Here is a 25,756-nt window from a genome sequence, read left to right on the forward strand (position 1 = left end):
CGCCGGTGGTTGTGCCGGGTGTTGGTCCGGCCGGCGATGACAGCATTCAGGCGGCCCGCGTCGCGCGCGTCCGGGAACGAATATGTGGGCGAACGGATGCAACCCGTCGCCGACGTGGCTCACATCCCCGCACCGCTCACACCGGATCTTTGTCCGGCGGCCCGTCGGGCCGCTGCGGTTCCTCGACATGATGGCCGGGCGACGGCGGCACGAGCGGGTCGGCTTCCGGATCGCGGTTCGGGTCGGCGTTCGGATCGGGAATCGGGCTGGTGTGCATGTCGTAGCTCATTGCGGTTCCTTTGCGGTTGAAAAGCGCGGGTCCGGCGAGTGCCGCCGATTTTTGCCTGCTTCTGCTGTTTCGGCTGTTGCCGCTGCTTCAGGCTACTCAACTCCATTGCCGCGCCGGCCGTTTTGCTTCTAGCGTAGGCGTTCGCCGCGCTTCCTGCTTCCTACTTTTTCGTGCCACGGCGGCCGACGCTCAACTGCCAGTAACGCTCGATTGCGAACACGTCGTCGTAATTGCCGGCGCCGAACGCGCGCAACTGGCTTGCATACGCGTTGACCGCCTCGCGCTTGATCTGCGCGCGACGCTGCACGTCGATCGTATGGCCGGCGTCCGGCGTCGCCGGCGTCGCGACGATACCGCGCTGCGCGAGATCGGCGAGGCGCGCCTGCACCGCGCCCGGCGTGCGCCGGTGAATCGCTTCCTCGTAGCCGAACCAGTCGAGATGGGCGAGCCGCGGCAGGATTTCGCAGCACGCTTCGAATACGCGCGCGTGGTCGTCGTGGTGCAGGCCGAGCGGCATCAGCAGCGTGTTTGCGGTCGAGCGGTAGATCGTTTCCTCCAGCGCGGCCGCCATCTGGCTGATCGACGGCGAATCGGCGTACTGGCTGTCGCGAAACGGCATACGCAGCGGAATAGCGTCGAGCATTTCGAGCGCGCGATCGTCTTCGAGCGTGCGTTCATGGACCGCGTCGTGCGCGTTCGCGAAGCCCGATTTTTCGTCCCACTCGGTGCGCATCCGGTGCTCGGGCGGCGCGGCGAAGACAGTGCAGACGGCCGCGTCGGGGTGCGCGGCGAGCAACGCGCCGCAACTGAAGACGGCGTCGTCGAAGTGCGGGGAGACGATGAACAGGCGTGGGCTGGTTTCGCTCATGGGCGTGCGGGTACGGTTCGAGGCGCGGCGGGCGGAGCGTCGAGACGTCGGCTCGCGAAGCGCTGCCCGGCGCGGAAAAACGCGGCGTCGACACAGCTTAGGCGCAATCGCAGCGGCTTGCGCACGGTTGTAGAGCGTGCAATTGCTGTGCCCGCGGTGGCGGAAAAATGCGAATGCCGGTGCGTGGCAAAAGCCGGGTCGACCGGAATGCGCGTCGGGTCCTGCCAAAAATCGTTGGACATACCGATGCCCGTAAAGCCCGCCGCGGATGCAGGCGCGAGCCGTGGCCGTTAAATCCGCTGCAAGTCGTCCGGCGTATCGACGTCGCGCAGAATGCCGGGATCGTCGATGTCGATGCGCGTCAGCGGTTGCGTCTGCAGCAGGCTTTTCGCGCCACTGTCGCCGTCGAGCCCGAGCAGCGCATCGCGGTGCTGCGCGCCGAAACCCACCGGATGGCCGCGCTGCCCCTGGTAGAACGGTGCGACGAGCGGGGCGCCGCCGTCGAGCGCGCGGGCCACCGCTTCGACCGTCGCGATTTCGATGCGCGGCATGTCGGCGAGCGCGACGATCCAGCCTTCCGCGTCCTCGCTTGCCTCGATCCCCGCGGCGAGGCTTGCGCCCATCCCGCGCTCGGCGCTCGCCGCGAACACGACGTCACAGCCGGCATCGTTGAGCACGCGGGCCAACGCATCGGAGCCTGGCCGCACCACGGCGAGTACCCGCGTGACGACTCGCAGCAGCCGATGCGCGGCTTCATGCGCGACCGGCATGCCGTCGGGCAGGCGCGCGAGAAGCTTGTTGTGCAGACCAGACGGATCGAAGCGCGAACCGAACCCGGCGGCGAGCAACACGCCGGTGGCGAGCGAGGCATAGGCCATCGGCGGATACCGGAAGGAGGGAATGGCACCGATTGTGCGATGCAACGCGGTGAGAGGCAAGCGCGAATGCAAGCGCTCGCGTTACGGCCGCACGCCGGCGCAGCCGCTCACCGGTTCCCTCGTCGCGCGAACCCGCGACCGCCTCCCACACGTCACACCGGCACCGGGCCCATCACCTTATCGAGCGTGATCGGCAGATCCCGCACCCGCACCCCGGTGGCGTGATACACCGCATTGGCAATCGCCGCCGGCACGCCGGTAATGCCGATCTCGCCGATGCCGCGCACGCCGAGCGAGTTGATATACGGATCGGGCCGACCGATGAACGTGATGTCGAGCGTATCGATATCGGCGTTCACCGGCACGTGATACTCGGCGAGGTTCGCATTCGTGAAGCGTCCGTAGCGCGTATCGAGCGTACTTTCCTCCTGCAGCGCCGCACCGATGCCCCACACGATGCCGCCCAACATCTGGCTGTGCGCGGTCTTCTCGTTGAGTACACGCCCGACGTCGTAGACGGCCACCACGCGCGGCACGCGGATGGTGCCGAGTTCCGCATCGATGTGCACTTCGACGAAGACCGCGCCGAACGAATGGAACGAGTACTTCTGCTTCTCGTCGCCGGGCTTGACGGTCGAGGTCGCCTCGATCGGCTGGCCGCCCGCGCGCGCGATGACCGCCGCGGCCGGATCGCGTTTGCCCGGCTGTGCGCGGCTGACCACCCAGCCGTTAGCGACGGTGACGTCGTCGAGCGGCAGCCCATGCACCGGCGACGCCGGATCGGCCAACGCGAGTGCGATCAACTGGCTGCGCGCCTGGCTCGCCGCGTCGCGCACCGCCGGCGACACGCTCGCCGCCGATTGCGAGCCGCCCGATCCTGGCGCGCGCGGCAACGTCGAATCGCCGAGCGCGAAGTGAATGTTCTCCGGCGCGAAGCCGAGCGCATCGGCGGCGACCTGGGTCATCACGGTATAGGTGCCCGTGCCGATGTCCTGGGTGCCCGAGGCGACCATCGCGGTGCCGTCGGGCAGTATCCGTGCAATCGCGGATGCCTCGCTGCGATTCGCCGGATAGGTCGCGGTCGCCATGCCCATGCCGATCAGCGTGTTGCCGTCGCGCATCGAGCGCGGCGCGGCCGGACGGCGCGACCAGCCGAATTTCTCGGCGCCGATCTGGTAACACTCGCGCAGCGACTTGCCCGACCACGGCTTGTTTTCCTGCGGATCGCTTTCAGCATAGTTCCTGATGCGCAGCGCGAGCGGATCCATCTTCAACGCGACCGCGAGTTCGTCCATCGCCGATTCGAGCGCGAACGAGCCGGTGGTTTCGCCCGGCGCGCGCATAAAGGTCGGCGTGCCAAGGTTCAACTGCACGAGCCGGTGAGTGGTGATCTGATTCGGCACCGCGTACAGCATGCGCGTGACCATGCAACAGGTTTCGGTCCAATCCTCGATCGTCGACGTGTTCGAGATGCTGTCGTGGCGCATCGCGGTGAGCGTGCCGTCGCGCTTCGCGGCGATCACGAAGCGCTGTTCGGTGCGCGGGCGCGCGCCGACCGGGCCGAACATCTGCGGGCGTTCGAGCGCGAGCCGCACCGGCCGTCCGGTTTGCCGCGCGGCCATCGCGCACAGCGACACGTGCGACCACGACGAGCCCTTGCAGCCGAAGCCGCCGCCGATGAAAGGCGAGATCACGCGCACATCGGTCGGCGCAATGCCGAACACTTTGGCGACCGCCTGCGCGTCGTTGGTCACGCCCTGCGTCGAATCGAACAGCGTGAGCTTCGGGCCGTCCCAGCGCGCCATCGTCGCGTGCGGCTCCATCGGGTTGTGATGCTCGATCGGCGTTGTATAGGTGACGTCGATATGCACCGCGCCGCTTTGCATGCCGTCCTCGAAACTGCCGCGCTGAGTGTCGGTCTGGCGGCCCTGCGGTTTCACCGGTGCATGCGCGTTCGGTTTCGCCGCCGCGAAATCGAGCGCCGCGTTAGCCGTCTGATAGACGATGCGTAACTGGTGCGCGGCATCCGTCGCGTGTTCGAGCGTATCGGCGACCACCACCGCGACCGGCTCGTTGTTGTAGTGCACCTCGTTGTCCTGCAGCAGCGACAGGCGGCGGCCCGCAGGCGGCGCAAGCGCTGGCCGGCCGCCGTTGGGCAGGCGCATCGCATTCTGGTAGGTCATCACGAGCAGCACGCCGGGCAGCGACTGCGCGCGGCTTGCATCGATCGACGCGATCGTGCCGCGCGCAATCGTGCTCGTCACGAGCACCGCATGCGCGAGACGCGCTTCGGGGAATTCGGCCGCATAGCGCGCATCGCCGGTCACTTTGAGCAGACCGTCGATGCGATCGATTGGCTGTCCGATCAGATTCATGCGATACCTCCCGCGTTACCGGCCGCCTGGTTGACCGCGCGCACGATCGCGCGTTGCGCGAGCTGCACCTTGAAGCCGTTGTCGCGGCGCGGCTGGGCGCCCTCGAGTGCGGCTGCGGCGGCGTGCCGGAGCGTGGTCTGCGTGAGCGGCTGGCCCGCGAGCATCTGCTCGGCCGCGCTCGCGCGCCACGGTTTGTGCGCGACGCCGCCGAGCGCGATGCGCGCGGACTGCACGCGCTCGCCGTCCATCTGCAACGCGGCGGCCACCGACACCAGCGCGAACGCATAACTGGCGCGATCACGCACCTTCAGATAGTGCGAGTGCGCGCTGAAAAGCGGCGTCGGCAGATCGACCGCGGTAATCAGTTCGCCGGGCTGCAACGTGGTGTCGAGATCGGGCCGGTCGCCGGGCAGCCGATGGAACTCGGCGAACGCGATCGTGCGCTCGCCACTGGGGCCGTTCACGCGTACGGTCGCATCCAGCGCGGCGAGCGCGACGCTCATATCCGACGGATTGACCGCGATGCATTGGGCACTCGCGCCGAGGATCGCGTGCATGCGGTTATGGCCGTCCAGTGCCGCACAGCCGCTGCCTGGCATGCGCTTGTTGCATTGAGTAAAGGCGGTGTCGTAGAAGTAGCCGCAGCGGGTGCGTTGCAGCAGATTGCCGCCGACCGTCGCCATATTGCGCAACTGCGCGGACGCACCGGCGAGCAATGCCTGCGATAGCAACGGGTACTGTTCGCGCACCAGCGCGTGATTGGCCGCATCGCTGTTGCGCACCAGCGCGCCGATGCGGATGCCGCCGCCGGGCAACGCGGTGATCGAGTCCAGCCCGTCGATATGGGTGATGTCGATGAGCCGCACCGGCCGCGCGACGCCGCCCTTCATCAGATCGAGCAGATTGGTGCCGCCGCCGATAAATACCGCGCCCGGTTGCTGCGCGGCGCGCACGGCGCCTGCGACATCGCCGGCACGTTCGTAGGAGATCGCATCCATGCCGGTCTCCGTTATGCGTTGCCGTGCGCGGCGCGCACCGCGGCAACAATGTTCGCATAGGCACCGCAGCGGCACAGGTTGCCGCTCATGCGCTCGCGAATCTCGGCGTCGGATAGCGCGGCGGGACGTGCGCGCACGTCGGCGGTGACGGTGCTCGCCGCGCCGTTGCTGAATTCGCTCAGCAGCGCCGTCGCGGAGCACAACTGCCCGGGCGTACAGTAGCCGCACTGAAACGCGTCGTGTTCGATGAACGCGCGCTGCAACGGGCTCAATGCGCCGTCATCGGATGCGAGTCCTTCGACGGTCGTGATGTTCTCGCCTTCATGCATCACCGCGAGCGTCAGACACGAGTTGATCCGGCGCCCCTCGACGAGCACCGTGCAGGCCCCGCACTGGCCGCGGTCGCAGCCTTTCTTCGTGCCCATCAGACCGGCGTATTCGCGCAATGCGTCGAGTAGCGTCACGCGCGGTTCGAGCTGCAGCGCATAGGGGCGGCCGTTCACGTTGAGCGTGACCGGACGTGGCGGCACCGCTGGACTGGCCGGCGCGGGCGGCGCGGCTGGCGATTGCGTTTGCGCGCGCAGATGCGGGGCCGCGCCGATCGTCGCGGCGGCCGCCGCCGATTGAAGGAAGCGGCGGCGCGACGGATGTGATAACTGCGAAGTGGGCTCTGGCGACGCTGCGTCGCCTGAATCCTGACATTCGGTATGCGTGGACATGACGTTCGGTTCACTCCATTGAAAGGTCAATGCAGGCTGACGACGCGTCGACGTCCAACGCATCGCGTAGAAACAAAACGCGCAAAGCAAAGCACAACACGCTCGGTGCCGGTGCAGGTAGAACGGTATAAAAAAATCACGGTGAGAGCAAAGCCGATTCGCGCAATTAATGCACGCTAGTATTCGCAATGAACTCACGATCGACGGTCATGGGCCGGGTATGAGCGGTGCTATCGTCAGTCGCGATGGCCGCCGGAATCTCCGCTCGGCCACGGCTGATGCGGCGCTGATGCGTGACTGGATACGGCCAGGTTCACAGGAGAGCCCATGCAATTCGACTACAAGCACTTCCATATCGATTGCCGCGCCCGTCACGCGGATGAGGGCGTCTACTACGCGCGCGCGAAGATCACCCGCGTGCCGCGGCGCAACGAAACATTCCAGTCTCACGAGTCGGGCGACATCGATTGCTTTGCGAATGAAGCCGATGCGATCTGCTGCGCGCGCTCGTGGGCGATCGAGTGGTGCGACGTCGCGGCGGGATAGGTCTGCGCCGGTCCTGCCCGCTGTAGAGGAGAAACGATCGTGGCAAAACTGCGGATTGCGACGTTCAACATCAACGGCATTCGCTCGCGCTTGCCGGCGCTATTGCAATGGCTGGAGCGCGAGGCGCCGGACATCGTGTGCCTGCAGGAACTCAAAGCGGTGGACAGCGCGTTTCCGGTCGAACCGCTGCGCGAGGCCGGTTACGGCGCGCTGTGGCACGGGCAGAGCGCGTGGAACGGCGTTGCGATTCTGGCGAAGGGCGCGGCGCCCGTCGAACGGCGGCGCGGCTTGCCGGGTTTCGAGGCGGATACGCATAGCCGCTATCTGGAGGCCGAAGCGGGCGGGCTGGTGATCGCGTCGCTGTACTTGCCGAACGGCAACCCGCAGCCCGGTCCCAAATTCGACTACAAGCTGGTCTGGTTCGACCATCTGCTCGCGCATGCGGCGAAGCTCTTCAAAAGCGGTCAGCCGGTCGTGCTGGCAGGCGACTACAACGTGGTGCCCACCGACGAAGACATCTACAACCCGCGCTCGTGGCTGAAGGACGCACTGCTGCAGCCGGAAAGCCGTGAGCGTTATCGAAAGCTTCTCGCGCAAGGCTGGACCGACGCGCTACGCACGCATTTCGGCGACGAGCGTGTCTATACGTTCTGGGATTATTTCCGCCGGCATTGGGATACCAATTCGGGGCTGCGCATCGATCATCTGCTGCTGAGCGCCGATCTTGCGCCGCGTCTGCGCGATGCGGGCGTCGACCGCTGGGTGCGCGGCGAGCCGCATGCGAGCGACCATGCGCCTACCTGGGTGCAACTGGATATGGGCGCCGGCCGCAGGAAGAAAAGCGCCTGACGATGCAGCGGGCGACCGTTGGTGGCAGATCGCCCGCCCTGCCTATCGATCAACGCCGGTAATCGCGGTCCGACGAGTTGTTCGACCACAGCGCACCCGCCACGAACCCGGCCAGCGCGACGACCGCGAGCGTCGTGAACGGATTTTCGACCGCGGTGTCGCGCACGAGGCTGGTCGTATTCGCGCAGAGTTGTTGCGCCTTGCCGCTCAATTCGCGTGCCTTGCCCGACACTTGCATACTGGCGTCGCTGAGCGCGTCGCCCGCCGCGCTTTGCACCTTGCCGGCGACTTCCTTGACTGTGCCTTCCGCTGAATTCGTATCCATAGCATCGCTCCCGTTGTCATATTTACGTGTGAGCCCGCTGCGATTGCAACGGCGTCACACCAGGGCGTCGCGCGGGCCGCGCTAGTAAGGCGATGACCTGCGACAGTCACTGGAGGGCGCAAGAAGTGCGCCTGGCAAGAGGGGAAGGCGTGCGGCGGCACCGAACCGCAAAGAAACTGCAAGCGCAACGCAGGCGAAAGCCAATCGGACGTCAGCGCCGCCGCCGTGCGTTGATGCCGACGAACACGGCCAGCAGCACCAGAAACCCGCCGAACAGCAGCGACGCATTGACGAGTACCTGTCGCAGCCCGAGCGTGTCGACATCGATAAACGGATACGGATAGAAGTCCGACAGGCTGCCGCGCCAGAACGTGATGCCGAGATACGCGAGCGGATAGACGAGCCACAGTACACAGTGCCGCGGCCGCAACTGAAAGCGTGGCACGAACAACACCCAGTAGAGCGCGGCGAGCATCGGCAGCACGCTGTGCAGCGACTCGTTGAGCAGCCGCCGATACGCGGTCGGTGTCCAGATGCCGCGCAGCAGCAGGTTATACGCGATGCCAACGAACACCATATAGGCGACCACCGCGGTCACGACGGTCGGCTGACGGAAAAACCGCACGAGCGGCGAGCGATGCTGCCACAGCGCGACGCTGGTGAAGCAGATCGCACACGCGAGCACGGTCAGATTGGTCAGGTAGCTGCTCATGCGCGCGAGGCCGTCGAACACCGTCAGCCCGCGCGCGAGCGTGCGATCGATCGTCACGTCGGCTTGCGCGAGGAGCGAAATCCACGCGATCACGGCGATGACCGCCGCCAGCGTCAGCGACGACACACTGGGTGTGTGCAGCGGAAGCTCGGGCTCGCGCTGCCGGATACGGATTGGGCGCATGGGCCGATTCTACCAGGGCGGCGCGCGTCGCGGCGTGCACTCGGGCGTAGCGTGCATGGACGCTTGCGCGTTCGCATTCGGGCGCAGCGGTGAAAGGGGGCTGAAAGACCCCGGCCTGTCGCTTGGGCATTCAGCGTGTCATGGCGGCGCGCGGTTTGCGATCGGCCATTCACTGTTGTATGGTGCGGGGCGAAAACGACGCGCGCGCCAGGCTGTTCACGGTGGGCATGTGCGCGTCAACCAGCACAACCCAACAGGAGATGCACGATGTCGGAAACGGCAAACAGGAAAGTGGCGCTAGTAACGGGCGCGGGCAGCGGCATCGGTCGCGCGTGCGCGCTCACGCTGGGACAGCACGGTTATAGCGTCGTGCTAGCCGGGCGGCGTCAGGCGGCGCTCGATGCGGTGGCCGGCGAAATCACCGCACAGCGCGGCGACGCGCTCCCGGTGTCGTGCGACGTAACGGACGCGGATAGCGTGGCCGCGCTGTTCGACACGGTCCGCGCGCGCTTCGGCCGGCTCGACGTGCTGTTCAACAACGCGGGACGCAACGGCCCGCCGGTCGATCTCGACGAACTCGACATCGACGTATGGCGCTCGGTCGTCGATACCAACCTGAACGGGGTGTTCCTCTGCACGCGCGCCGCGTTTGGTCTGATGAAGACGCAGAACCCGCGCGGCGGTCGCATCATCAACAACGGCTCGATTTCCGCGCATGCGCCGCGGCCGAACAGCGCGGCCTACACGGCCACCAAGCACGCGATCACCGGCCTGACCAAGGCGGTGTCGCTCGACGGCCGCAAATACGACATCGTGTGCGGACAGATCGACATCGGTAATGCGGCGACCGAGATGGCCGAGCGGATGGCGCGCGGTGTGCCGCAAGCGAACGGCGAAATCGCGATCGAGCCGCTGATGGACGTGCAGCATGTCGCCGACGCGGTGCTGCATATGGCGAATCTGCCGCTATCGGCGAACGTGCAGTTCATGACGATCATGGCCAGCAAGATGCCGTTCGTCGGGCGCGGTTGAGCGGCGCCTGATCGCGGTAGGGCGGCAGCGCGGGCGCCAACGCGGCGCGCGCGTTCGACTCGCGTTCAACCTATACTGAGCGCTTTCCGTCTCCGCGCGAAAGCCACACCCGCCGTGCCCCGAGCCACATCCGGCGACGACGATCCGCCGCCGCAGCCGCCCGTGAAGCCCGATCTCGAAGACTGCTGTCATAGCGGCTGCATTCAGTGTGTGTTCGATCTCTACGACGAAGCGCTCGAACGCTACGAGATCGCGCTGGCCGCATGGCGGCAGTCCCACGAGGCGCCGCAGCGCTCGGCGACGCAGTCGCCGCGGCGGTCGAAAGCGCCGCGCAGGCCCCGCTGAGTGGCGCACGATTTTGCACCGTCCCCTTCATGACCGATCTTCAGCTCCCGCCGAACGACTCTTTGATCGAAGCGCACACGCTCGACGACCTGCATCGGTTCGTGCAGCGTCATCCGCGTTTGTTCGTACTGACCGGCGCGGGCATCAGCACCGACTCCGGCATCCCCGGCTATCGCGACGACAATGGCGCATGGAAGCGCTCGCCGCCGATCACGCTGCAGGAATTTCTCGGCACGCTCGCGATGCGTCAGCGCTACTGGGCGCGCAGCATGATCGGCTGGCCGCTGGTCGCGCGGGCGCAGCCGAACGCCGCGCATGTCGCGCTCGCGCGGCTCGAAGCGGCGGGGCATGTGCCGACGCTGGTGACGCAGAACGTCGATGGCCTGCATCAGCGCGCGGGCAGCCGCGACGTGATCGAACTGCATGGCGGCATCGACGGCGTAACCTGTCTCGACTGCGGGATGCAGCATGCGCGCGCGTCGATCCAGCAGACACTCGAAGCCGATAACCCGGCGCTGCTCGACGTCACGACCGAAGCCGCCGCCGACGGCGACGCGCATCTCGAATGGCACGATCTCGGCGGTTTTCGCGTACCCGCGTGTTCGAACTGCGGCGGGCTGTTGAAACCGTCGGTGGTTTTTTTCGGCGAGAACGTGCCGAAGGCGCGCGTCGAAGTGGCGTCGCACGCGCTCGACGCGGCCGACGCGGTGCTGGTGGCCGGCTCGTCGCTGATGGTGTATTCCGGCTACCGGTTCTGTGTGTGGGCGCAGCGGCAGGGCAAGCCGATCGCGGCGATCAACCTCGGGCGCACGCGCGCCGATCCGCTGCTCGCGCTGAAAGTGGCCGCGCCGTGCGGCGACACGTTGAGCGCGCTCGCCGGGATGCTGGCCGGCGCTTGACGGCCGGCGCCGAACCGCAACTCTCTTTCAGGCAATCCGCATGCTGACGACGATCGAACAACTCGAAGCGCTCTACGACCAGCCCGGCGAGCGCGCGCTGCGCAAGGAAATTCCGTATGTCAACGACGATTACCGCGCGTTCATCGAGGCCGCGCCTCTCGCGGTGCTTGCGACGAGCGGCCCGCAAGGCCTCGACTGTTCGCCGCGCGGCGACGTGCCCGGATTCGTGCGCTGCGTCGACGAACGCACGCTCGCGCTGCCGGATCGCCCCGGCAACAACCGGCTCGACAGCTTGCGCAACGTCATCGTGGATCCACGGCTCGCGCTGTTGTTCGTCATACCGGGCGTCAGCGAAACCTTGCGCGTGAACGGCCGCGGCCGGATCTCGAACGAACCCGCGCTGCTGGACAGTTTCGCCGTCGACGGCAAACTGCCGCGCACGGTGCTGCTGATCGACGTCGACGCGGTGTACTTCCACTGCTCAAAGGCGATCGTGCGCTCGAAGCTGTGGGACCCGGCGCGCCACATCGACCGCTCGCAACTGCCGAGCGCGGGCGAGATTCTGCGGCGCATCATCGCGACCAGCGATGGCGAAGAATTCGACGCGGCCGCCTACGACCGCGACCTGCCCGCGCGCGTGCGGGCAAGCTTGTACTAATCGGCAAACCGACGATGACCGACGCCCGCCAACATTCGCCTTCCGCCGAACGCAATCGCGAACCGATCCTTGCGGTGCTGCGCGACGCGCTGCCGGCCAGCGGCCGCGTGCTCGAAATCGCCAGCGGCACCGGCGAGCACTCGGTCTGGTTCGCCGGCGCGCTGCCCACGCTGGACTGGCAGCCGAGCGACGCCGACGCCGACGCCCGCGCGTCGATCGCCGCGTGGGCCGCGCATGCGGGGCTGCCGAATCTGCGCGCGCCGCTCGCGCTCGACGTCCGTCAGCCGGATTGGGGCGTCGATACGCTCGACGCGGCCGTCTGCATCAACATGATCCACATCTCGCCGTGGAGCGCCGCGCAGGCGTTGTTCGACGGGGTGGGACGGCGGCTCGTCGATGGCGGCGTACTGTATCTGTACGGTCCATACAAGCGCGGCGGCGCGCACACCGCGCCGAGCAACGACGCGTTCGATCAATGGCTGAAGAGCCGCGACCCCGCATGGGGCGTCCGCGATATGGAGGCAGTCGTCGCGCTCGGCGAGGCCCCGGGGCTGGCGTGCGAAAAAGTGGTGGCGATGCCGGCAAACAATTTCAGCCTGGTTTTCAGGAAGCGGGCAGGAACCTGATATGCGGGTGAGATGGCGATCTAACGGCGCCCGTGCATGACCGATGCTCGGGCAGACGCCAAAACACCGGCGCTCACTGCCCGCCGCCGAGCGGCGAGCGTACATTTCTTTTATTCTTTCACCCTCGACGCCGCGCCGGCGTTTGGCGCAACGCGGCGTCACGACATTCATTGGACTCTGGAGAATTCACATGGGCAAACAGGCAATCGGCGTGGTGGGGCTAGCGGTGATGGGCCGCAATCTGGCGCTGAACATCGAGAGCCGCGGCCATGCGGTGTCGGTCTATAACCGTAGCCGCGAGAAGACCGACGAACTCGTCGCCCAATTTCCGGACAAGAAACTGGTGCCGGCCTTCACGCTGGAAGAGTTCGTCGACTCGCTCGAAAAGCCGCGCCGCATTCTGCTGATGGTCAAGGCCGGCGCGCCGACCGATGCGACGATCGCGTCGCTCAAGCCGCTGCTGGAAAAGGGCGACATCCTGATCGACGGCGGCAACACGCATTTCACCGACACGATCCGCCGCAATCAGGAACTCGCGAAGGCGGGCCTGCATTTCATCGGCACGGGCGTGTCGGGTGGCGAGGAAGGCGCGCTGAAAGGCCCGTCCATCATGCCGGGCGGCCAGCGCGACGCGTACGATCTGGTGGCCCCGATCCTCACCGAAATCGCCGCCAAGGCGCCGGACGGCGAACCATGCGTCGCGTACATGGGACCGGACGGCGCCGGCCACTTCGTGAAGATGGTGCATAACGGCATCGAATACGGCGACATGCAACTGATCGCCGAGAGCTACGCGGTGCTCAAGCAGGTGGTCGGCCTGTCGAACGAAGAACTCGGCAAGGTCTACACCGAGTGGAACCAGGGCGAACTGGACAGCTATCTGATCGAAATCACATCGAAGATTTTCGGCAAGAAGGACGACGAAACCGGCAAGGATCTCGTCGACGTGATTCTCGACCGCGCCGCGCAGAAGGGCACCGGCAAATGGACCAGCCAGAACGCGCTCGACCTCGGCGCGCCTCTGCCGTTGATCACCGAAGCGGTGTTCGCGCGCGTGCTGTCGTCGCTGAAGGATCAGCGGGTGGCCGCGAGCAAGGTACTCGAAGGACCGCAGGCGAAGCCACTTGGCGGTGCGCGCGATGCGTTTATCGAATCGGTGCGCCGCGCGCTGTACTTCAGCAAGGTGATCTCGTATGCGCAGGGCTTCGCGCAACTGCGCGCGGCTTCTGAAGAGTACAACTGGGATCTCGACTTCGGGACCATCGCGAAGATTTTCCGCGCGGGCTGTATCATCCGCGCGCGCTTCCTGCAGAAGATCACCGACGCTTACGCGAAGGACAAGGCGCTCGCCAACCTGCTGCTCGACCCGTACTTCCGCGATATCGCGAAGAACTACCAGACGGCGCTGCGCGAAGTCGTGGTGGCCGCGGTCAACGCGGGCGTACCGGTGCCGGCGTTCGCATCGGCGATCGCATATTTCGACGCTTACCGTTCCGAGCGTCTGCCCGCGAACCTCGTCCAGGCACAGCGTGATTTCTTCGGCGCGCATACGTTCGAACGCATCGACAAGCCGGGCAGCTTTCACGCGCATTGGGGGTGAACGGCTCGATAGCGGCCCGCTGCGCGTCATCGCACGCGTGCCGGGCTTGCCCCTCGCCGGAAGCTTTCAACGCGTAAGATTATTGCGGAATCTGTTGTCGTTTCAGTCTCTGGCGTAGAAGCTACGGTGATTATTGTGAGGATCGAAATAGAGTTTCATTGCTTTAGGGGTTTACCCTAGGTCTCCATGCTCCTAAACTTGCATTCAAGCGCTGAGGGAGAAACACCGAAGCGCAACACAAACAAGTTATTGGAGGTTGATCATGAAGACTCTTATTTCTGCCGTTGCTATCGCCGCCGCCCTTGCTGCTCCTGTTGCTTCGTTCGCGCAGGCGAACCAGCCGGTTACCCGCGCCGAAGTTCGCGCGCAACTGGTTCAACTCGAAAAGGCAGGCTACAACCCGGTCGCCAGCGAGATCGACTATCCGGCTGATATCCAGGCCGCCGAGGCTCGCGTCCAGGCGCAAAACGGTACGGCGGTCGCAGCGAACACCGCGAACACCAGTGGCTACGGCGCACCGGCTGTCAGCACGTCGCAAGCTGGCCGTGCAGCGAGCCCGGCCAAGTCCGACCGTAACTCGGTCTACTTCGGCAATTAATCGCCGATACGAGTTGCAGCAGGTTTGATGTAGACGCCGCGTCGCGCCACAGCGCACCGCGGCAGGCAAGAAAAAACGCCATCCGGTTTGATCGGATGGCGTTTTGTCGTTTACCGCCTGAAGTTACCGGTTCAATGCAAAGTGCGATGCCGGCGGCCGATCTCGTCGAAAAGCGCGCTGCTCGGTTCGAGTGCGAGCAGCCAGGATTCGTCGTAGCCGCTCAGATTATCGAGCGCCTCGCGCAGCCGCTCGATCGCCACCGCGGGAAGCTCGACGCTCGCCTCGACGCCGCTCGCCAGCCCCGCAATGCTGGCCAGTTGCACGAGCGCATCGGCGGCCTCGGCGACGTCGGCCGCAAAAACCAGGTGGGTGTTCAGCAACTCGACGAGGCCGGGGGACGCCGCTACATCGTCCACGTTCAGTTGCACGGCCAGAAAAGTGGCTTTGTTCATCCTCGACTCCTCCCAGAATCCAGACGCTGTCGTACAGGGTGTGCCACGCGGCTTGAGTGAGTATAGGCGACCGCCTCGGGGTTTCACTAATCGGACGAATCGCCCCCCCGATGACGCCCGATCGGAGGCGAGCAAGCGCCAGACCTATAATGAGGGCCACCCGCGCAAGCGCCGCCGAATACCAGCCGAGCGCGCCGCGCGGTCCATGCGCTTGCCAACCGCCCATCGACCATGAAGATCATCCGCAGCAGGGACTTTACCGCGACGCGTCCATGGGGCGCGCTCGAGATCGCCAATATGAACGGCATCACCACGCGTCTGCACTGGACCGACCAGCCGTACAAGTGGCACGTCAACGACGGCGACGAGGTGTTCGCGGTGCTCGACGGGCGGGTCGAGATGCGCTATCGCGAGGACGGCGTTGAACGCTCGACGGTGCTCGAAACCGGCGACGTCTTCTATGCGTCTGCGGGCACCGAGCACGTCGCGCATCCGCTCGGCGCCGCGCGCGTGCTGGTCGTCGAAACGCAGGGCAGCGTCTGAAGAACACGGCAGTTTGACCGCGCATCGATTCCGGCGCCCATGTGGCGGTCGCGCATAATAGACAGCCTGTGCAGCGAGACAATCTGTGCAGCGTCCCGCGCAGCGACCGCGTGGCGGCACGCAAAATGCTAGGGCATCGATTGAATCCGATTGAGAAACTCGTCGAGGAAAATCACATGACAAAACAATGGCAACTGACGGGGATTCGCGTGCTGACGGCGGCCGCGCTGGGCGCGGCGGTCGCCGGCTGCACGACGATGCCGTGGGACAGCACGCCGTTCTACAGCAATGCGCCGTCCAATCCGACGAGTCTGTCGACGGTCCCCGTGCCCGCCGGCTTTTACCGCGTGAACGCCGGCGACACGCTCGGCGGCATCGCCTCGGCGTATGGCCGCAAGCCGCAGGAGATCGCCGCGTGGAACGGCCTCGCGGTCAACTCGCCGGTGGCACCCGGCCAGGTGCTGCGGGTATCGCCGCCGATGGCCTCCGGCAGCATCGTCACACCGCCGGTGGCGGCCGCGCCAGCCACGCCGGGCACGGTGCCAGGCGCGCCGAGCCCGGCGGGGCCGCAGCAGGGCGTGCTGCAATGGCCGTTGCGCGGCCCGATTCTGAAGACATTCTCGCCGGGCAAGTCGAACGGCATCGTGATCGGCGGGCAGCCGGGCGACCCAGTGAAAGCCGCGGCGACTGGCCGGGTCGTCTACGCGGGCACCGGCATCGAAGCGTATGGCCCGCTGATCATCATCAAGCACAGCGACTCGCTGATCACCGCGTATGGCCAGAACAGCCAGTTGCTGGTCAAGGAAGGCGACGCGGTCGCTCAAGGGCAGACCATCGGCGAAGTGGGCGTCGATAGTCGCGGCGTCGCGTCGATCCAGTTCGAAGTGCGTCAGAACGGCCAGCCGGTCGACCCGCTGCAGTGGCTGCCGAAACCGGGCGGCTGAGCATCGATCGTTTAGCGGCCGGCTGTGCGCCCCCTTCGGGGATGCGCCGATTTTCGGCGCCGCTTCAATTGAAATACACTGTGTGGCTTGTTCGCCGCTGCGTGTGCTTTCCATATGGAATACACACGCGGCCGGCTGCCGTAGGCTGTCATTCATGGATGTACAAGGACACACAATGATCGATTTGCGCAGCGATACCGTCACCCGTCCGACTCCGCCGATGCTCGCGGCGATGTCGGCGGCCGAAGTCGGCGACGACGTCTGGGGCGACGACCCCACCGTACTGCGTCTGCAGACGACGATGGCCGAGCGCGCCGGCAAGGAAGCGGGGCTGTTTTTTCCGAGCGGCACGCAAAGCAACCTCGCCGCATTGATGGCGCACTGCGCGCGCGGCGACGAATACATCGTCGGCCAGCTCGCCCATACCTACAAATACGAGGGCGGCGGCGCGGCGGTGCTCGGCAGCATCCAGCCGCAGCCGCTCGAAAACGCCGCCGACGGCTCGATCCCGCTCGAGAAGATTGCCGCCGCGATCAAGCCGGTCGACGACCACTTCGCGCGCACGCGTTTGCTCGCGCTGGAAAACACGATAGGCGGCAAGGTGCTGCCGGCCGACTATGTCGCGCAGGCGACGCAGCTCGCGCGCGAGCGCGGCCTGTCGGCTCACCTCGACGGCGCGCGCGTGTTCAACGCGGCGGTCGCGTCGGGCAAGCCGGTCGCGGCGCTCGCCGAGCCGTTCGATTCGGTGTCGATCTGCTTTTCGAAGGGGTTGGGCGCACCGGTGGGCTCGGTGCTGGTCGGCAGCCGCGGGTTGATCGACGTCGCGCATCGCTGGCGCAAGGTGCTGGGCGGCGGCATGCGCCAGGCCGGCGTGCTGGCGGCGGCCTGCCTGTACGCGCTCGATCACAACGTCGAGCGCCTCGCCGACGACCACGCGAACGCCGCGCATCTGGCGGCAGGGCTGGAGACGCTCGAGCAGGTGAAGGTGCAGTCGGTTGCGACCAATATGGTGTTCGCACAGTTTCCGCAGCAGCATTGCGCGCCGCTGGAAGCGTGGCTGAAAGAGCGCGGCATCCTCACGCAGATGCTGTATGCGTCGCGCTTCGTCACGCATAGTGACGTGTCGCGTGCCGATATCGATACGTTTATTGCGGCGGTAAAGGCGTACTTCGCGGCGCGATGATGCGCTGATCGCGTTGTGTGATCACACGCCTGAGGTGGCTGCTGCGATTGCCGCCTCAGGCTCTTGTGCTACTGCTGCTGATCTAGTCTGGTTCGCCCCGACTGCACGAGCGGCGCTTTATCCTCTCGAATCTCGCTCCCCGCCGCCGCGTCACTTCACGGCCGCTTGCGCGTGCACGCCCGAGCGATGCGATGGCGCGAGCAACCGCAAACCACTCGCAAGACTCGCCGCGGCAGCGAAGAACCCGCCGAGGCCGAGCGCGAGCATCGGCCCATGCTGCCGGCCGGCAATCCCGAAGCACAACGCGACCAGTGCCGCACCCGAGGTCTGTCCGAGCAGCCGCGAAGTCGCGATGGTGCCGCTTGCGCCGCCGCTGCGTTCCGGCGGCGCGCTCGCCATCAGCGCCTTCAGGTTCGGCGACTGGAAAAAGCCGAAGCCCGCGCCGCAAATCGCCATGCGTATGCCGATGTCGAGCACGTGCGGATGCGCGGGCAATAGCGCGAGCGACGCCATCCCCGCCGCTAGCACCGCGAGCCCGATCGCGCCGAGCAGACCCGGCGGATAACGGTCGGACAGCGCGCCCGCGAGCGGCGCGGCGAGCGCGACCACGACGGGCCACGGCGTCATTAGAAAGCCGGTCTCGACCTGGCTGCGCAGCAGCACGTCCTCGAAATAGAACGGCAGCGACACGAACGCGAGGCCCTGCGCGGCGAACGAGCACACGGCCGTGACCGCCGACAGCGCGAACACCGGCCGCTTGAACAGATCGACCGGCAGCATTGGCGCGGGATGGCCGGCCTCGCGGCGAATCAGCAGCAGCCCGAACACCAGCGCGATCGCCGCGGCGCTCAGCACGAGCGGCATCGATGCGCGCTGCGCCGCCTCGCCGAGCGCGAAGATCAGCGCGGCGAACGTAATGACGTTCAACAGCGCGGCGACCGGATCGAACTGATGCTTGCCCTGCGCGGTGTGCGGCAACGCGGGCCACGCGAAGGCCAGCGCGAGCACGCCGAGCGGCACGTTGACCGCGAATAGCCACGGCCAGTCAGCGACGGACAAAATCAGCGACGCCACCGTCGGCCCGACCGCGAACGACACCCCGACGACGAGCGCATTGGTGCCGAGCCCGCGTCCGAGCCGATGCGGCGGATACAGATGGCGGATCAGCGCCGCGTTCACGCTCATGATCGCGGCAGCGCCGAGTCCCTGCACGGCCCGCGCGGCGGTAAGCAGCAGCAGTGTCGGCGCGATCGCACAGCCGAGCGAACTCAGCGTGAACAACGCGATGCCGCCGATGTAGATGCGCCGATGCCCGACGATGTCGCCGAGCGCGGCAAACGGCAGCAGCGTCGCGATCATCGCCAGTTGATACGCGTTGATGATCCAAACCGATGCCGCGGGCGCCGTGTGCAGATCGGCGCCGATCGTCGGCAAAGCGGTGTTGGCGATCGCCGTGTCGAGCGTGGCGAGCGTGACCGCGAGCATGATCGCGCCCATCGCACGGCGGTTGGCGGCGGACATCGAGTCGTCCGCCGGCAGGGTGGGCGCGCAGGCGCCGTCGGAACGGCTGAGCTTATCGGACAAGGGTGGCTCGTCGGTTATACATGCCGACGCGCCGGCCGGTCCGTAACAGGATAGGCGCGGGCGCGCGTGAGCAGCGGGTTGCGTTGAAAGGAATGTGCGCGCTGCGCGGTCCTGTTGTGAAAGCAGTCTGCAAGACCAGCTGCGCGGCGCAGCACACTATCCGCGATTGTTGCAGAGACCGGGTAAACGTGCAGCGACGCGCGCGGAGCGGCGCATCGTCCGAACCGTCGTTAGGCAACTAACCGTCGACCGCGCACGGCACTGCCGAACTGCAACGCTCGGGGGCCTTCAAAGCGTATGCTCTCAACACATGTCGGCCAGAAGAACCTACGATTGGACCTCCGATCGCGCCAGTGGGCCGGCGTGTCTGCCCGTCATGCGTGCGTCGCGCCTGCGTCATGCGCCAAAAAAAATAATCGCCGTGGAGGATGCGGCGTCTTTCGCTGATCGGCGTCGCGGATGGCCGAGCACATTCCGCATGAACCTGCTTTGCACCACATGCGAACTCCAGCCCCCCCGTCGCTCGATGACATCGGCCGGCGAGGCCGGGCATGCGGTGTGCGTGGAAATCCACTCGCGTCGCAGGTGTGCGCGAGTCGTAAAATGTCCTACTCTGTTCTTTTAATCCGCCTGACAGGCACGCACCTCCCGTCCGTCAACTGTGCGGTTTGCGTCTGCCATGTCGTTCTATCCCGGAGGCTTCGATGACAGCCGTCGATCTGGAATTCGACCAGCTCAACAGTACCGTCGACGCGCTACGGCGCTCAATTTCGAATCGCATGATGTATGGCGTCGGCAAGGACGCCGTCACCGCCCATCCGCATGACTGGCTGCACGCGGCCGCGCTGGCCGTGCGTGACCGGCTCGTCGCGCGCTGGATGAAGACCACGCGCCTGCAATACGAGCAGGATGTGAAGCGGGTCTACTACCTGTCGATGGAATTCCTGATCGGCAGGACCTTTAGCAATGCGCTGCTCGCGCTCGGCATTTACGATCAGATGAGGGAGGCGCTCGCGGGCCTCGGCGTCGACATGGATTCGCTGATCGACATCGAGCCCGATGCCGCGCTTGGCAATGGCGGCCTGGGCCGCCTCGCCGCGTGCTTTCTCGACTCGATGGCGACGCTGGGCATTCCGGGCTTCGGCTATGGCATCCGCTATGAATATGGAATGTTCCGTCAGGAGATCGTCAACGGCGAGCAGGTCGAGGCGCCCGACTACTGGCTGCGCGCCGGCAATCCGTGGGAATTCCCGCGGCCCGAAATCAAATACATGGTGCACTTCGGCGGCCGCACTGTGCAGCGCGGCGACACCGTCGAATGGATCGACACCGAGCATGTGAATGCGACCGCGTACGACACCGTGATCCCCGGTTATGCAACCGATGCGACCAATACGCTGCGGCTGTGGTCGGCGCGCGCGACCGAAGAACTCGATCTCGGCGCGTTCAATCGCGGCGACTACCGCAACGCGGTGGACACCAAAAACATGTCGGAGAACGTATCGCGCTTGCTGTATCCGGACGACTCGACGCCGGCCGGCCGGGAACTGCGGCTGCGCCAGGAATACTTCTTCGTTTCCGCGACGATGCAGGATCTGATTCGCCGCTATCAGCGCACGCACAGCACGTTTGGGCGCTTCTCCGAAAAAGTCGCGGTGCACCTGAACGACACGCACCCGGTTCTCGCGATTCCCGAGTTGATGCGGCTGCTCGTCGACGTGAACCGTGTGCCTTGGGACAAGGCATGGAAGCACGTCACGCAGATCTTCTCGTACACGAATCACACGCTGATGCCCGAAGCGCTCGAAACGTGGGACGTCGAGATGCTGGCACGGCTGCTGCCTCGGCATCTCGAAATCATCTTTGAGATCAATGCGCAGTTTCTGAAGCACGTGAGCGAACAATCGGGCCATGACGCCGAGATGATCCGCCGCATTTCGCTGGTCGACGAATATGGGCAGCGGCGCGTGCGCATGGCGTATCTGGCGATCGTCGCGAGCCACAAGGTGAACGGCGTGTCGAAACTGCATTCGCAACTGATGACGCGCGACATCTTCGCCGACTTCGCGCGAGTCTATCCGGACCGCTTCACGAACGTGACCAACGGCATTACGCCGCGCCGCTGGCTCGCGCAGGCGAGCCCGTCGATGTCCTCGCTGATCGACGCGCGCATCGGCACGCACTGGCGCCGCAATCTGTTCGAACTCGAGCAATTGCGCAATCTGCGCAAGGACGACGAATTCATCGAAGCGTTCCGCGACGCGAAGCGGCAAAGCAAGCTGCGTCTCGTGCATCGGCTCGCGCATCACACCAAACTGCATTTCAATCCGGACGCGCTATTCGATTTACAGGTCAAGCGCATTCACGAATACAAGCGGCAACTGCTGAACGTGCTGCACGTGATCGTGCGTTACAACCGGATCCTCGCGAACCCCGAGCGCGATTGGGTGCCGCGCGTGGTGCTGTTCGCGGGCAAGGCCGCGTCCGCGTACCGGATGGCGAAGACGATCATCAAGCTGATTGGCGACGTGAGCGAGAAGATCAACCGCGACCCGTTGATCGGCGATCGGCTGAAAGTTGTGTTCGTGCCGAACTACGGTGTGAGCGTGGCCGAGCTGATCATCCCGGCGGCCGATCTGTCCGAGCAGATTTCGATGGCCGGCACCGAGGCGTCGGGCACCGGCAATATGAAGCTCGCGCTCAACGGCGCATTGACGATCGGCACGATGGATGGCGCGAACATCGAGATTTGCGACGCGGTGGGGCGCGAGAACATCTTCATCTTCGGTCATACCGCCGACGAAGTAGACAGCCTGCGCGCGAGCGGCTACCGGCCGCGGCAGATCTACGAGGAGAACGCGGAATTGCGTACCGCGCTCGATCAGATTCGCTCGGGTTTCTTTTCCCCGGACGATCCGTTGCGCTTTTCCGATATCTTCCACACGCTCGTCGACTGGGGCGACCACTATATGGTGCTCGCCGACTTCGCCGCATTCGCGAAGGCGCAGGACGAAGTGGATGCACGTTTCGTCGACAAGCGCGCGTGGACCGAAAGCGCGATCGAGAATGTCGCGGGGATGGGGCAGTTCTCGTCGGATCGCACGATCGGCGAATATGCGCGCAACATCTGGCGGGTCAGTCCGCTCAGTATGGAATGAGCGACCGCGTAGTGCGCGAGTTTGGCGAAACGGATCGGAAGGCCGTTCAATCAGATCGCTATTAACGAACGAGACGGAACGGCAATCGCAACGGCCAGCGCCAACAGCGCACAATCGGCGGCAATCTCAAGCCTTCGGCGCGGCCGCCGCCGTCTTCGCCCGCTGCACGGCAGCGCCCACCCGTTCGACAAACTCGCGGTCGGTGCTCATTAGCGCTTCGCGCTCACCATCGGCCGTTTTCACGATCAGCCGATGCGTAACATCCTGCGTGATCCAGGTCAGCCAGCCGACGACGATCAGCATGATCCCGCATACGAGCCCCGCCGGCGAATGCAGCACGGCGCCCACTATCGCGCCGATCAGCCCGGCCACCGAGATCACGATCGGCACTGGTTTGTTCTTCTGCACGGTCACGACCCGCACGTCGACGATGTCGCGCAGCGGAAAGACCTGGCCCGCGGATGACAGCGCATTGCGCGTCACGGACACGCCACGGTCGTTGAAAGGGTTGTCCATCGGTTCAATGCAAGGATAGTGAAGGACGCAGCGTAGCAGAGTTCAATCGCCGCCAGCCACGATGTCGTCACCAAGCTGTTTCTCGTGTTGCCGCTCTTGCATGGAGCTTGATCGACGCAATCGCACGCAAGCGACGTAGAGTTTATGAAGTAATGTACTGAGTCCGGCCTCGCGGTCCCGCTTGCAGGCTGCAACCAGTGAACAGGAATGACACTGCCATGCCCGACCAACGACAGATTGCACCCGATAGCACCGCCGCGCGCGTCGCGTTGTGGCGCGCGTTGCATGTACAGGCCGATGCGCCACCGCACGTGCTCGAAGATGAAATCGGTTTGCAACTGCTGGCGCCGTCCGAGGACTGGCGCAGCCGCGGCGACATGGACCCGCGCTTCACGCGGCCGTTTCGCGCGTCGATCGTCGCGCGGGCACGCTTTATCGAGGATATGGTCGTCGAGCAGGCCGGGCGCGGCGTGCAGCAGTATGTGATTCTCGGCGCCGGTCTCGACAGCTTCGCGCAACGCCGGCCCGACATCGCGTCGCGGCTGACGGTGTTCGAAGTCGATCCGCCGGGGCCGCAGACATGGAAGCGCCAGCGTCTGCTCGAGCTGGGCTTCGGGGTGCCGGACTGGCTGCGTTTCGTGTCCGTCGATTTCGAAGCGGGCGATAGCTGGCGGCAGCGTCTGGTTGCCGAGGGCTTTGATCCAGGCAAACCGGCCGTCGTCGTATCGACCGGCGTCAGCATGTATCTGACGAAGGACGCCAACGCGGCGACGCTGCGCGAAGTGGCCGCGCTCGCACGCGGCTCGACGTTCGCGATGACGTTCCTGTTGCCGCTCGACATGGCGGACCCGGACCTGCGTCCGGGGCTAGAGATGGCGGAGAAGGGCGCGCGCGCGAGCGGCACGCCGTTCATCAGCTTCTTCACGCCGCAACAGATCACGACGATCGCGCATGAAGCCGGCTTCAGCGACGCGCGGCACGTGTCGGCCGAAGATTTGACGCAGCGCTATTTCCTGGGCCGGACCGACGGTTTGCGGCCGCCGGGCAACGCCGAGGAATTGCTGGTCGCGAGTACCTAGCGGTTATTGCCGCTCACTGTGCAGTCAGCGCGGCGACAGCGGCGAGCGCCCGGCGAGGCGGAAGGGATCGACCGCCCATGTGTCGCCGGCACGCAGATGCGGCTGCATCTGCGCGAGCCATTGCGCGAGCGGCGTGAGGCTGATGCCCGGCGCGACCGAGCCGCCGAAAGACTCCGACACGAAGGGCGCGTCATCCTCCGGCCGGCGAACCACCTGCACGATATGCGTGATGCCGCGCGGCCGCGGATGATTGTTCGCCCACGCCGGTTCGCCGATTTTCAATCCGAGGGTTGCGCAGCGCGGCAGCTTGCTCATCGTCATGTGTTGCCCGGCCAGAACGAATGCGGTGCGCGTTTCTATCACGTCGATCATCCGATCGGACCATGTGTGCAACGCACGCATATCGTCGGCGCGAAACAACGGGCGGCCGGCCGCGTCGTTTTTCGCTCGCATGGCCTCGTTCAGAAGCAGCGCGACCCAGCCGGAGCAGTCGATCACCGCTGGCGTTGCCGACAGTCCTTCGGCTTTTACGCCTCTGCGATAGCCGACCTGGCCGGTATGGCGCTGCACGAGTTGCCACATGGTGGCTTCGGCGGTGTGAAAGGGCATGAAAAGAAATAGCCGTTGGATTGCTGTGTGGCGTTGCTGCAGCGCGTTGCTGCACGGCACGCTTCAGTGTATCCGACCCCTCGTGCGGCGCGCCAGATCGCGCACTGTCGATCTGCGAGCGCCCTGTCCCGCGCGGCTATAATCGCGCTCGAACATGTTCAGGAAAGTCACTCGTGAAAAAGATCACTGCCTTTGCACTCGTTGCATTTGCACTCAGCGCTTGCTCGTCTCCGGAAAAACAGGCGCAGCGGGCCCAGCAGCAAATCCTTCATAGCGAACCCAATCTTGCGGCCGCGCAACGCGCCGCGGTGATCGATTGCACGCCGGCCAATTGCGATGCCGCGTGGGCGTTGACCAAGCGCTATATCCAGCAGCATTCCGATACCCACATCACGCATGCGGACGCGGTGGCGATCGATACCGACGTCCCCGACGATTCCGGCAAGGCCGCTTTCTCGGCAACCCGCGCCCAAAAGAGCGGCGGCGGCGCGACGCTCACGCTGTTCGCGCAATGTCGGGGCATGTACGGTCCGGATAGCGCGAAAGGCTCGGACTACGACGAATGCGCGGAGAAGATCCTGACGACGCAGAACGGCTATGTGCCGTTTCTGATGTCACACGCGTCGCAACAGTAAGCGCGATTTCAGTCTTCGAGTCGTCCTCGCCGGGGCGACTACCCGGCGGTTATTCATCGAACAGTGCCGTATAACGGCGCTGCATTTCTTCGGGCGTCAGCGTTTCGATCTGCGAGCCGAGCATCCACTCGTGGCCGAACGGATCGCGCACGGTCGCCGAGCGTTCGCCATAAAAGTGATTGGTCGGCGGCCGGATCACCGTTGCGCCGGCATTCACCGCCTGTTCGACGAGTTGATCGACATCGTCGCAATGGATATGCAGCAGCACGCTCGTTCTGCTGTCGGCGCTCGGTCCAAGCATCCCGTGCTCCGGGTACTCGTCCGACAGCATCACGATCGCGGGTCCAAGCTTTACCTCCGCGTGCCCGATGCGGCCACCTGGTTCGGTCAGCCGGAACTGTTCGACGCCGCCAAATGCCTCCGTGTAAAACTCGATTGCCTCCACGGCGCTGCGCACGCGAAGGTACGCGTAGACTTCATGAATCGCGTTCATCGTCGTCTCCTGGTTACTGCGGACGATTATCAAGAAAGACGAACGCACGGTCCACGCCGG

The 25,756-nt window shown here is 65.4% G+C and carries 28 protein-coding genes; 15 read left to right on the plus strand and 13 right to left on the minus strand.

Features of this window, described 5'->3' with window-relative positions; translation table 11 throughout:
- Positions 1-136: 136 nt before the first annotated feature.
- From VGH68_RS20520 to VGH68_RS20545, 6 genes are all read right to left on the minus strand, one after another.
- Positions 137-289 carry a hypothetical protein gene (locus tag VGH68_RS20520; protein ID WP_008921009.1) on the minus strand — a complete coding sequence of 51 codons (153 nt, stop codon included), beginning with the start codon at positions 287-289 and terminating at the stop codon, positions 137-139.
- 160 nt (positions 290-449) lie between these two features.
- Positions 450-1,157 carry a PIG-L deacetylase family protein gene (locus tag VGH68_RS20525; RefSeq protein WP_331605521.1) on the minus strand — a complete coding sequence of 236 codons (708 nt, stop codon included), beginning with the start codon at positions 1,155-1,157 and terminating at the stop codon, positions 450-452.
- 290 nt (positions 1,158-1,447) lie between these two features.
- Positions 1,448-2,035: a nucleotidyltransferase family protein gene (locus VGH68_RS20530; RefSeq protein WP_331605522.1), complete on the minus strand. Its 588-nt coding sequence runs from the start codon at positions 2,033-2,035 to the stop codon at positions 1,448-1,450.
- 152 nt (positions 2,036-2,187) lie between these two features.
- Positions 2,188-4,410 (minus strand): xanthine dehydrogenase family protein molybdopterin-binding subunit, encoded by a 2,223-nt coding sequence (locus VGH68_RS20535; protein WP_331605523.1) that lies wholly within the window; start codon positions 4,408-4,410, stop codon positions 2,188-2,190.
- Positions 4,407-5,408: a xanthine dehydrogenase family protein subunit M gene (locus tag VGH68_RS20540; protein ID WP_331605524.1), complete on the minus strand. Its 1,002-nt coding sequence runs from the start codon at positions 5,406-5,408 to the stop codon at positions 4,407-4,409. Before VGH68_RS20540 ends, VGH68_RS20535 begins: the two co-directional genes overlap by 4 nt.
- Before the next feature lie 11 nt (positions 5,409-5,419).
- Positions 5,420-6,127: a (2Fe-2S)-binding protein gene (locus VGH68_RS20545; RefSeq protein WP_331605525.1), complete on the minus strand. Its 708-nt coding sequence runs from the start codon at positions 6,125-6,127 to the stop codon at positions 5,420-5,422.
- 327 nt (positions 6,128-6,454) lie between these two features.
- Here VGH68_RS20545 and VGH68_RS20550 point away from each other — a divergent pair, with 327 nt between their 5' ends.
- On the plus strand, positions 6,455-6,673 hold the full coding sequence (locus tag VGH68_RS20550) for a hypothetical protein (RefSeq protein WP_331605526.1): 219 nt from the start codon (positions 6,455-6,457) through the stop codon (positions 6,671-6,673).
- A gap of 39 nt (positions 6,674-6,712) precedes the next feature.
- Complete coding sequence (locus VGH68_RS20555) at positions 6,713-7,522, plus strand: exodeoxyribonuclease III (protein WP_331605528.1); 810 nt, start codon at positions 6,713-6,715, stop codon at positions 7,520-7,522.
- A 49-nt stretch (positions 7,523-7,571) separates the two neighbouring features.
- Here VGH68_RS20555 and VGH68_RS20560 read toward each other — a convergent pair whose 3' ends face one another.
- Together VGH68_RS20560 and VGH68_RS20565 are read right to left on the minus strand one after the other, a co-directional pair.
- Complete coding sequence (locus tag VGH68_RS20560) at positions 7,572-7,847, minus strand: CsbD family protein (RefSeq protein WP_331605530.1); 276 nt, start codon at positions 7,845-7,847, stop codon at positions 7,572-7,574.
- 211 nt (positions 7,848-8,058) lie between these two features.
- Complete coding sequence (locus VGH68_RS20565) at positions 8,059-8,742, minus strand: Pr6Pr family membrane protein (protein WP_331605531.1); 684 nt, start codon at positions 8,740-8,742, stop codon at positions 8,059-8,061.
- Positions 8,743-9,009: 267 nt separating this feature from the next.
- Between VGH68_RS20565 and VGH68_RS20570 the strand changes: the two genes are divergently transcribed.
- From VGH68_RS20570 to VGH68_RS20600, 7 genes are all read left to right on the plus strand, one after another.
- A complete protein-coding gene (locus tag VGH68_RS20570; RefSeq protein ID WP_331605532.1) occupies positions 9,010-9,774 on the plus strand; it encodes an SDR family oxidoreductase in 765 nt (254 codons plus the stop codon).
- 162 nt (positions 9,775-9,936) lie between these two features.
- The gene (locus VGH68_RS20575) at positions 9,937-10,119 is read left to right on the plus strand and encodes an oxidoreductase-like domain-containing protein (RefSeq protein WP_331605584.1); all 183 of its coding nucleotides are present in this window, start codon (positions 9,937-9,939) and stop codon (positions 10,117-10,119) included.
- A 29-nt stretch (positions 10,120-10,148) separates the two neighbouring features.
- A complete protein-coding gene (locus VGH68_RS20580; protein ID WP_331605533.1) occupies positions 10,149-11,018 on the plus strand; it encodes an NAD-dependent protein deacetylase in 870 nt (289 codons plus the stop codon).
- Between the two features lie 40 nt (positions 11,019-11,058).
- Positions 11,059-11,676, plus strand: a complete 618-nt coding sequence (locus tag VGH68_RS20585; RefSeq protein WP_331605534.1) for a pyridoxamine 5'-phosphate oxidase family protein — start codon at positions 11,059-11,061, stop codon at positions 11,674-11,676.
- A gap of 14 nt (positions 11,677-11,690) precedes the next feature.
- Positions 11,691-12,302 carry a DUF938 domain-containing protein gene (locus tag VGH68_RS20590; protein WP_331605535.1) on the plus strand — a complete coding sequence of 204 codons (612 nt, stop codon included), beginning with the start codon at positions 11,691-11,693 and terminating at the stop codon, positions 12,300-12,302.
- Between the two features lie 190 nt (positions 12,303-12,492).
- Entirely contained in the window at positions 12,493-13,902 is a 1,410-nt protein-coding gene (gene gndA / locus VGH68_RS20595; RefSeq protein WP_331605536.1) for an NADP-dependent phosphogluconate dehydrogenase, read from the plus strand.
- Positions 13,903-14,164: 262 nt separating this feature from the next.
- The gene (locus VGH68_RS20600; RefSeq protein ID WP_331605537.1) at positions 14,165-14,500 is read left to right on the plus strand and encodes a DUF4148 domain-containing protein; all 336 of its coding nucleotides are present in this window, start codon (positions 14,165-14,167) and stop codon (positions 14,498-14,500) included.
- Between the two features lie 131 nt (positions 14,501-14,631).
- On the opposite strand, the gene VGH68_RS20605 is transcribed toward VGH68_RS20600, so the two are convergent.
- Positions 14,632-14,952, minus strand: a complete 321-nt coding sequence (locus VGH68_RS20605) for a hypothetical protein (RefSeq protein WP_331605538.1) — start codon at positions 14,950-14,952, stop codon at positions 14,632-14,634.
- Between the two features lie 231 nt (positions 14,953-15,183).
- Here VGH68_RS20605 and VGH68_RS20610 point away from each other — a divergent pair, with 231 nt between their 5' ends.
- The 3 genes from VGH68_RS20610 (at position 15,184) to ltaE (ending at position 17,622) form a co-directional block, all read left to right on the plus strand.
- Entirely contained in the window at positions 15,184-15,495 is a 312-nt protein-coding gene (locus tag VGH68_RS20610; protein ID WP_331605539.1) for a cupin domain-containing protein, read from the plus strand.
- A 176-nt stretch (positions 15,496-15,671) separates the two neighbouring features.
- Positions 15,672-16,439, plus strand: coding sequence for a peptidoglycan DD-metalloendopeptidase family protein (locus VGH68_RS20615; protein ID WP_331605540.1), 768 nt, complete (start codon positions 15,672-15,674; stop codon positions 16,437-16,439).
- A gap of 175 nt (positions 16,440-16,614) precedes the next feature.
- Positions 16,615-17,622 (plus strand): low-specificity L-threonine aldolase, encoded by a 1,008-nt coding sequence (gene ltaE, locus VGH68_RS20620; RefSeq protein WP_331605541.1) that lies wholly within the window; start codon positions 16,615-16,617, stop codon positions 17,620-17,622.
- 150 nt (positions 17,623-17,772) lie between these two features.
- Here the strand turns inward: ltaE and VGH68_RS20625 are convergent, their stop codons facing one another.
- Complete coding sequence (locus tag VGH68_RS20625; protein WP_331605585.1) at positions 17,773-19,143, minus strand: MFS transporter; 1,371 nt, start codon at positions 19,141-19,143, stop codon at positions 17,773-17,775.
- 767 nt (positions 19,144-19,910) lie between these two features.
- On the opposite strand from VGH68_RS20625, the gene VGH68_RS20630 reads away from it, so the two are divergent.
- Positions 19,911-22,364, plus strand: a complete 2,454-nt coding sequence (locus VGH68_RS20630) for a glycogen/starch/alpha-glucan phosphorylase (protein ID WP_331605542.1) — start codon at positions 19,911-19,913, stop codon at positions 22,362-22,364.
- Positions 22,365-22,490: 126 nt separating this feature from the next.
- On the opposite strand, the gene VGH68_RS20635 is transcribed toward VGH68_RS20630, so the two are convergent.
- The gene (locus VGH68_RS20635; RefSeq protein ID WP_331605543.1) at positions 22,491-22,880 is read right to left on the minus strand and encodes a DUF6232 family protein; all 390 of its coding nucleotides are present in this window, start codon (positions 22,878-22,880) and stop codon (positions 22,491-22,493) included.
- 218 nt (positions 22,881-23,098) lie between these two features.
- Here VGH68_RS20635 and VGH68_RS20640 point away from each other — a divergent pair, with 218 nt between their 5' ends.
- On the plus strand, positions 23,099-23,959 hold the full coding sequence (locus tag VGH68_RS20640; RefSeq protein WP_331605544.1) for a class I SAM-dependent methyltransferase: 861 nt from the start codon (positions 23,099-23,101) through the stop codon (positions 23,957-23,959).
- Between the two features lie 24 nt (positions 23,960-23,983).
- Here VGH68_RS20640 and VGH68_RS20645 read toward each other — a convergent pair whose 3' ends face one another.
- Positions 23,984-24,568 (minus strand): hypothetical protein, encoded by a 585-nt coding sequence (locus VGH68_RS20645; RefSeq protein ID WP_331605545.1) that lies wholly within the window; start codon positions 24,566-24,568, stop codon positions 23,984-23,986.
- A gap of 173 nt (positions 24,569-24,741) precedes the next feature.
- On the opposite strand from VGH68_RS20645, the gene VGH68_RS20650 reads away from it, so the two are divergent.
- Positions 24,742-25,203, plus strand: a complete 462-nt coding sequence (locus tag VGH68_RS20650) for a hypothetical protein (RefSeq protein ID WP_331605546.1) — start codon at positions 24,742-24,744, stop codon at positions 25,201-25,203.
- A gap of 49 nt (positions 25,204-25,252) precedes the next feature.
- On the opposite strand, the gene VGH68_RS20655 is transcribed toward VGH68_RS20650, so the two are convergent.
- Positions 25,253-25,696 carry a VOC family protein gene (locus VGH68_RS20655; protein ID WP_331605547.1) on the minus strand — a complete coding sequence of 148 codons (444 nt, stop codon included), beginning with the start codon at positions 25,694-25,696 and terminating at the stop codon, positions 25,253-25,255.
- Between the last annotated feature and the right edge of the window lie 60 nt (positions 25,697-25,756).

The sequence above is a fragment of the Paraburkholderia sp. genome (assembly GCF_036488505.1).
Lineage (GTDB): Bacteria > Pseudomonadota > Gammaproteobacteria > Burkholderiales > Burkholderiaceae > Paraburkholderia.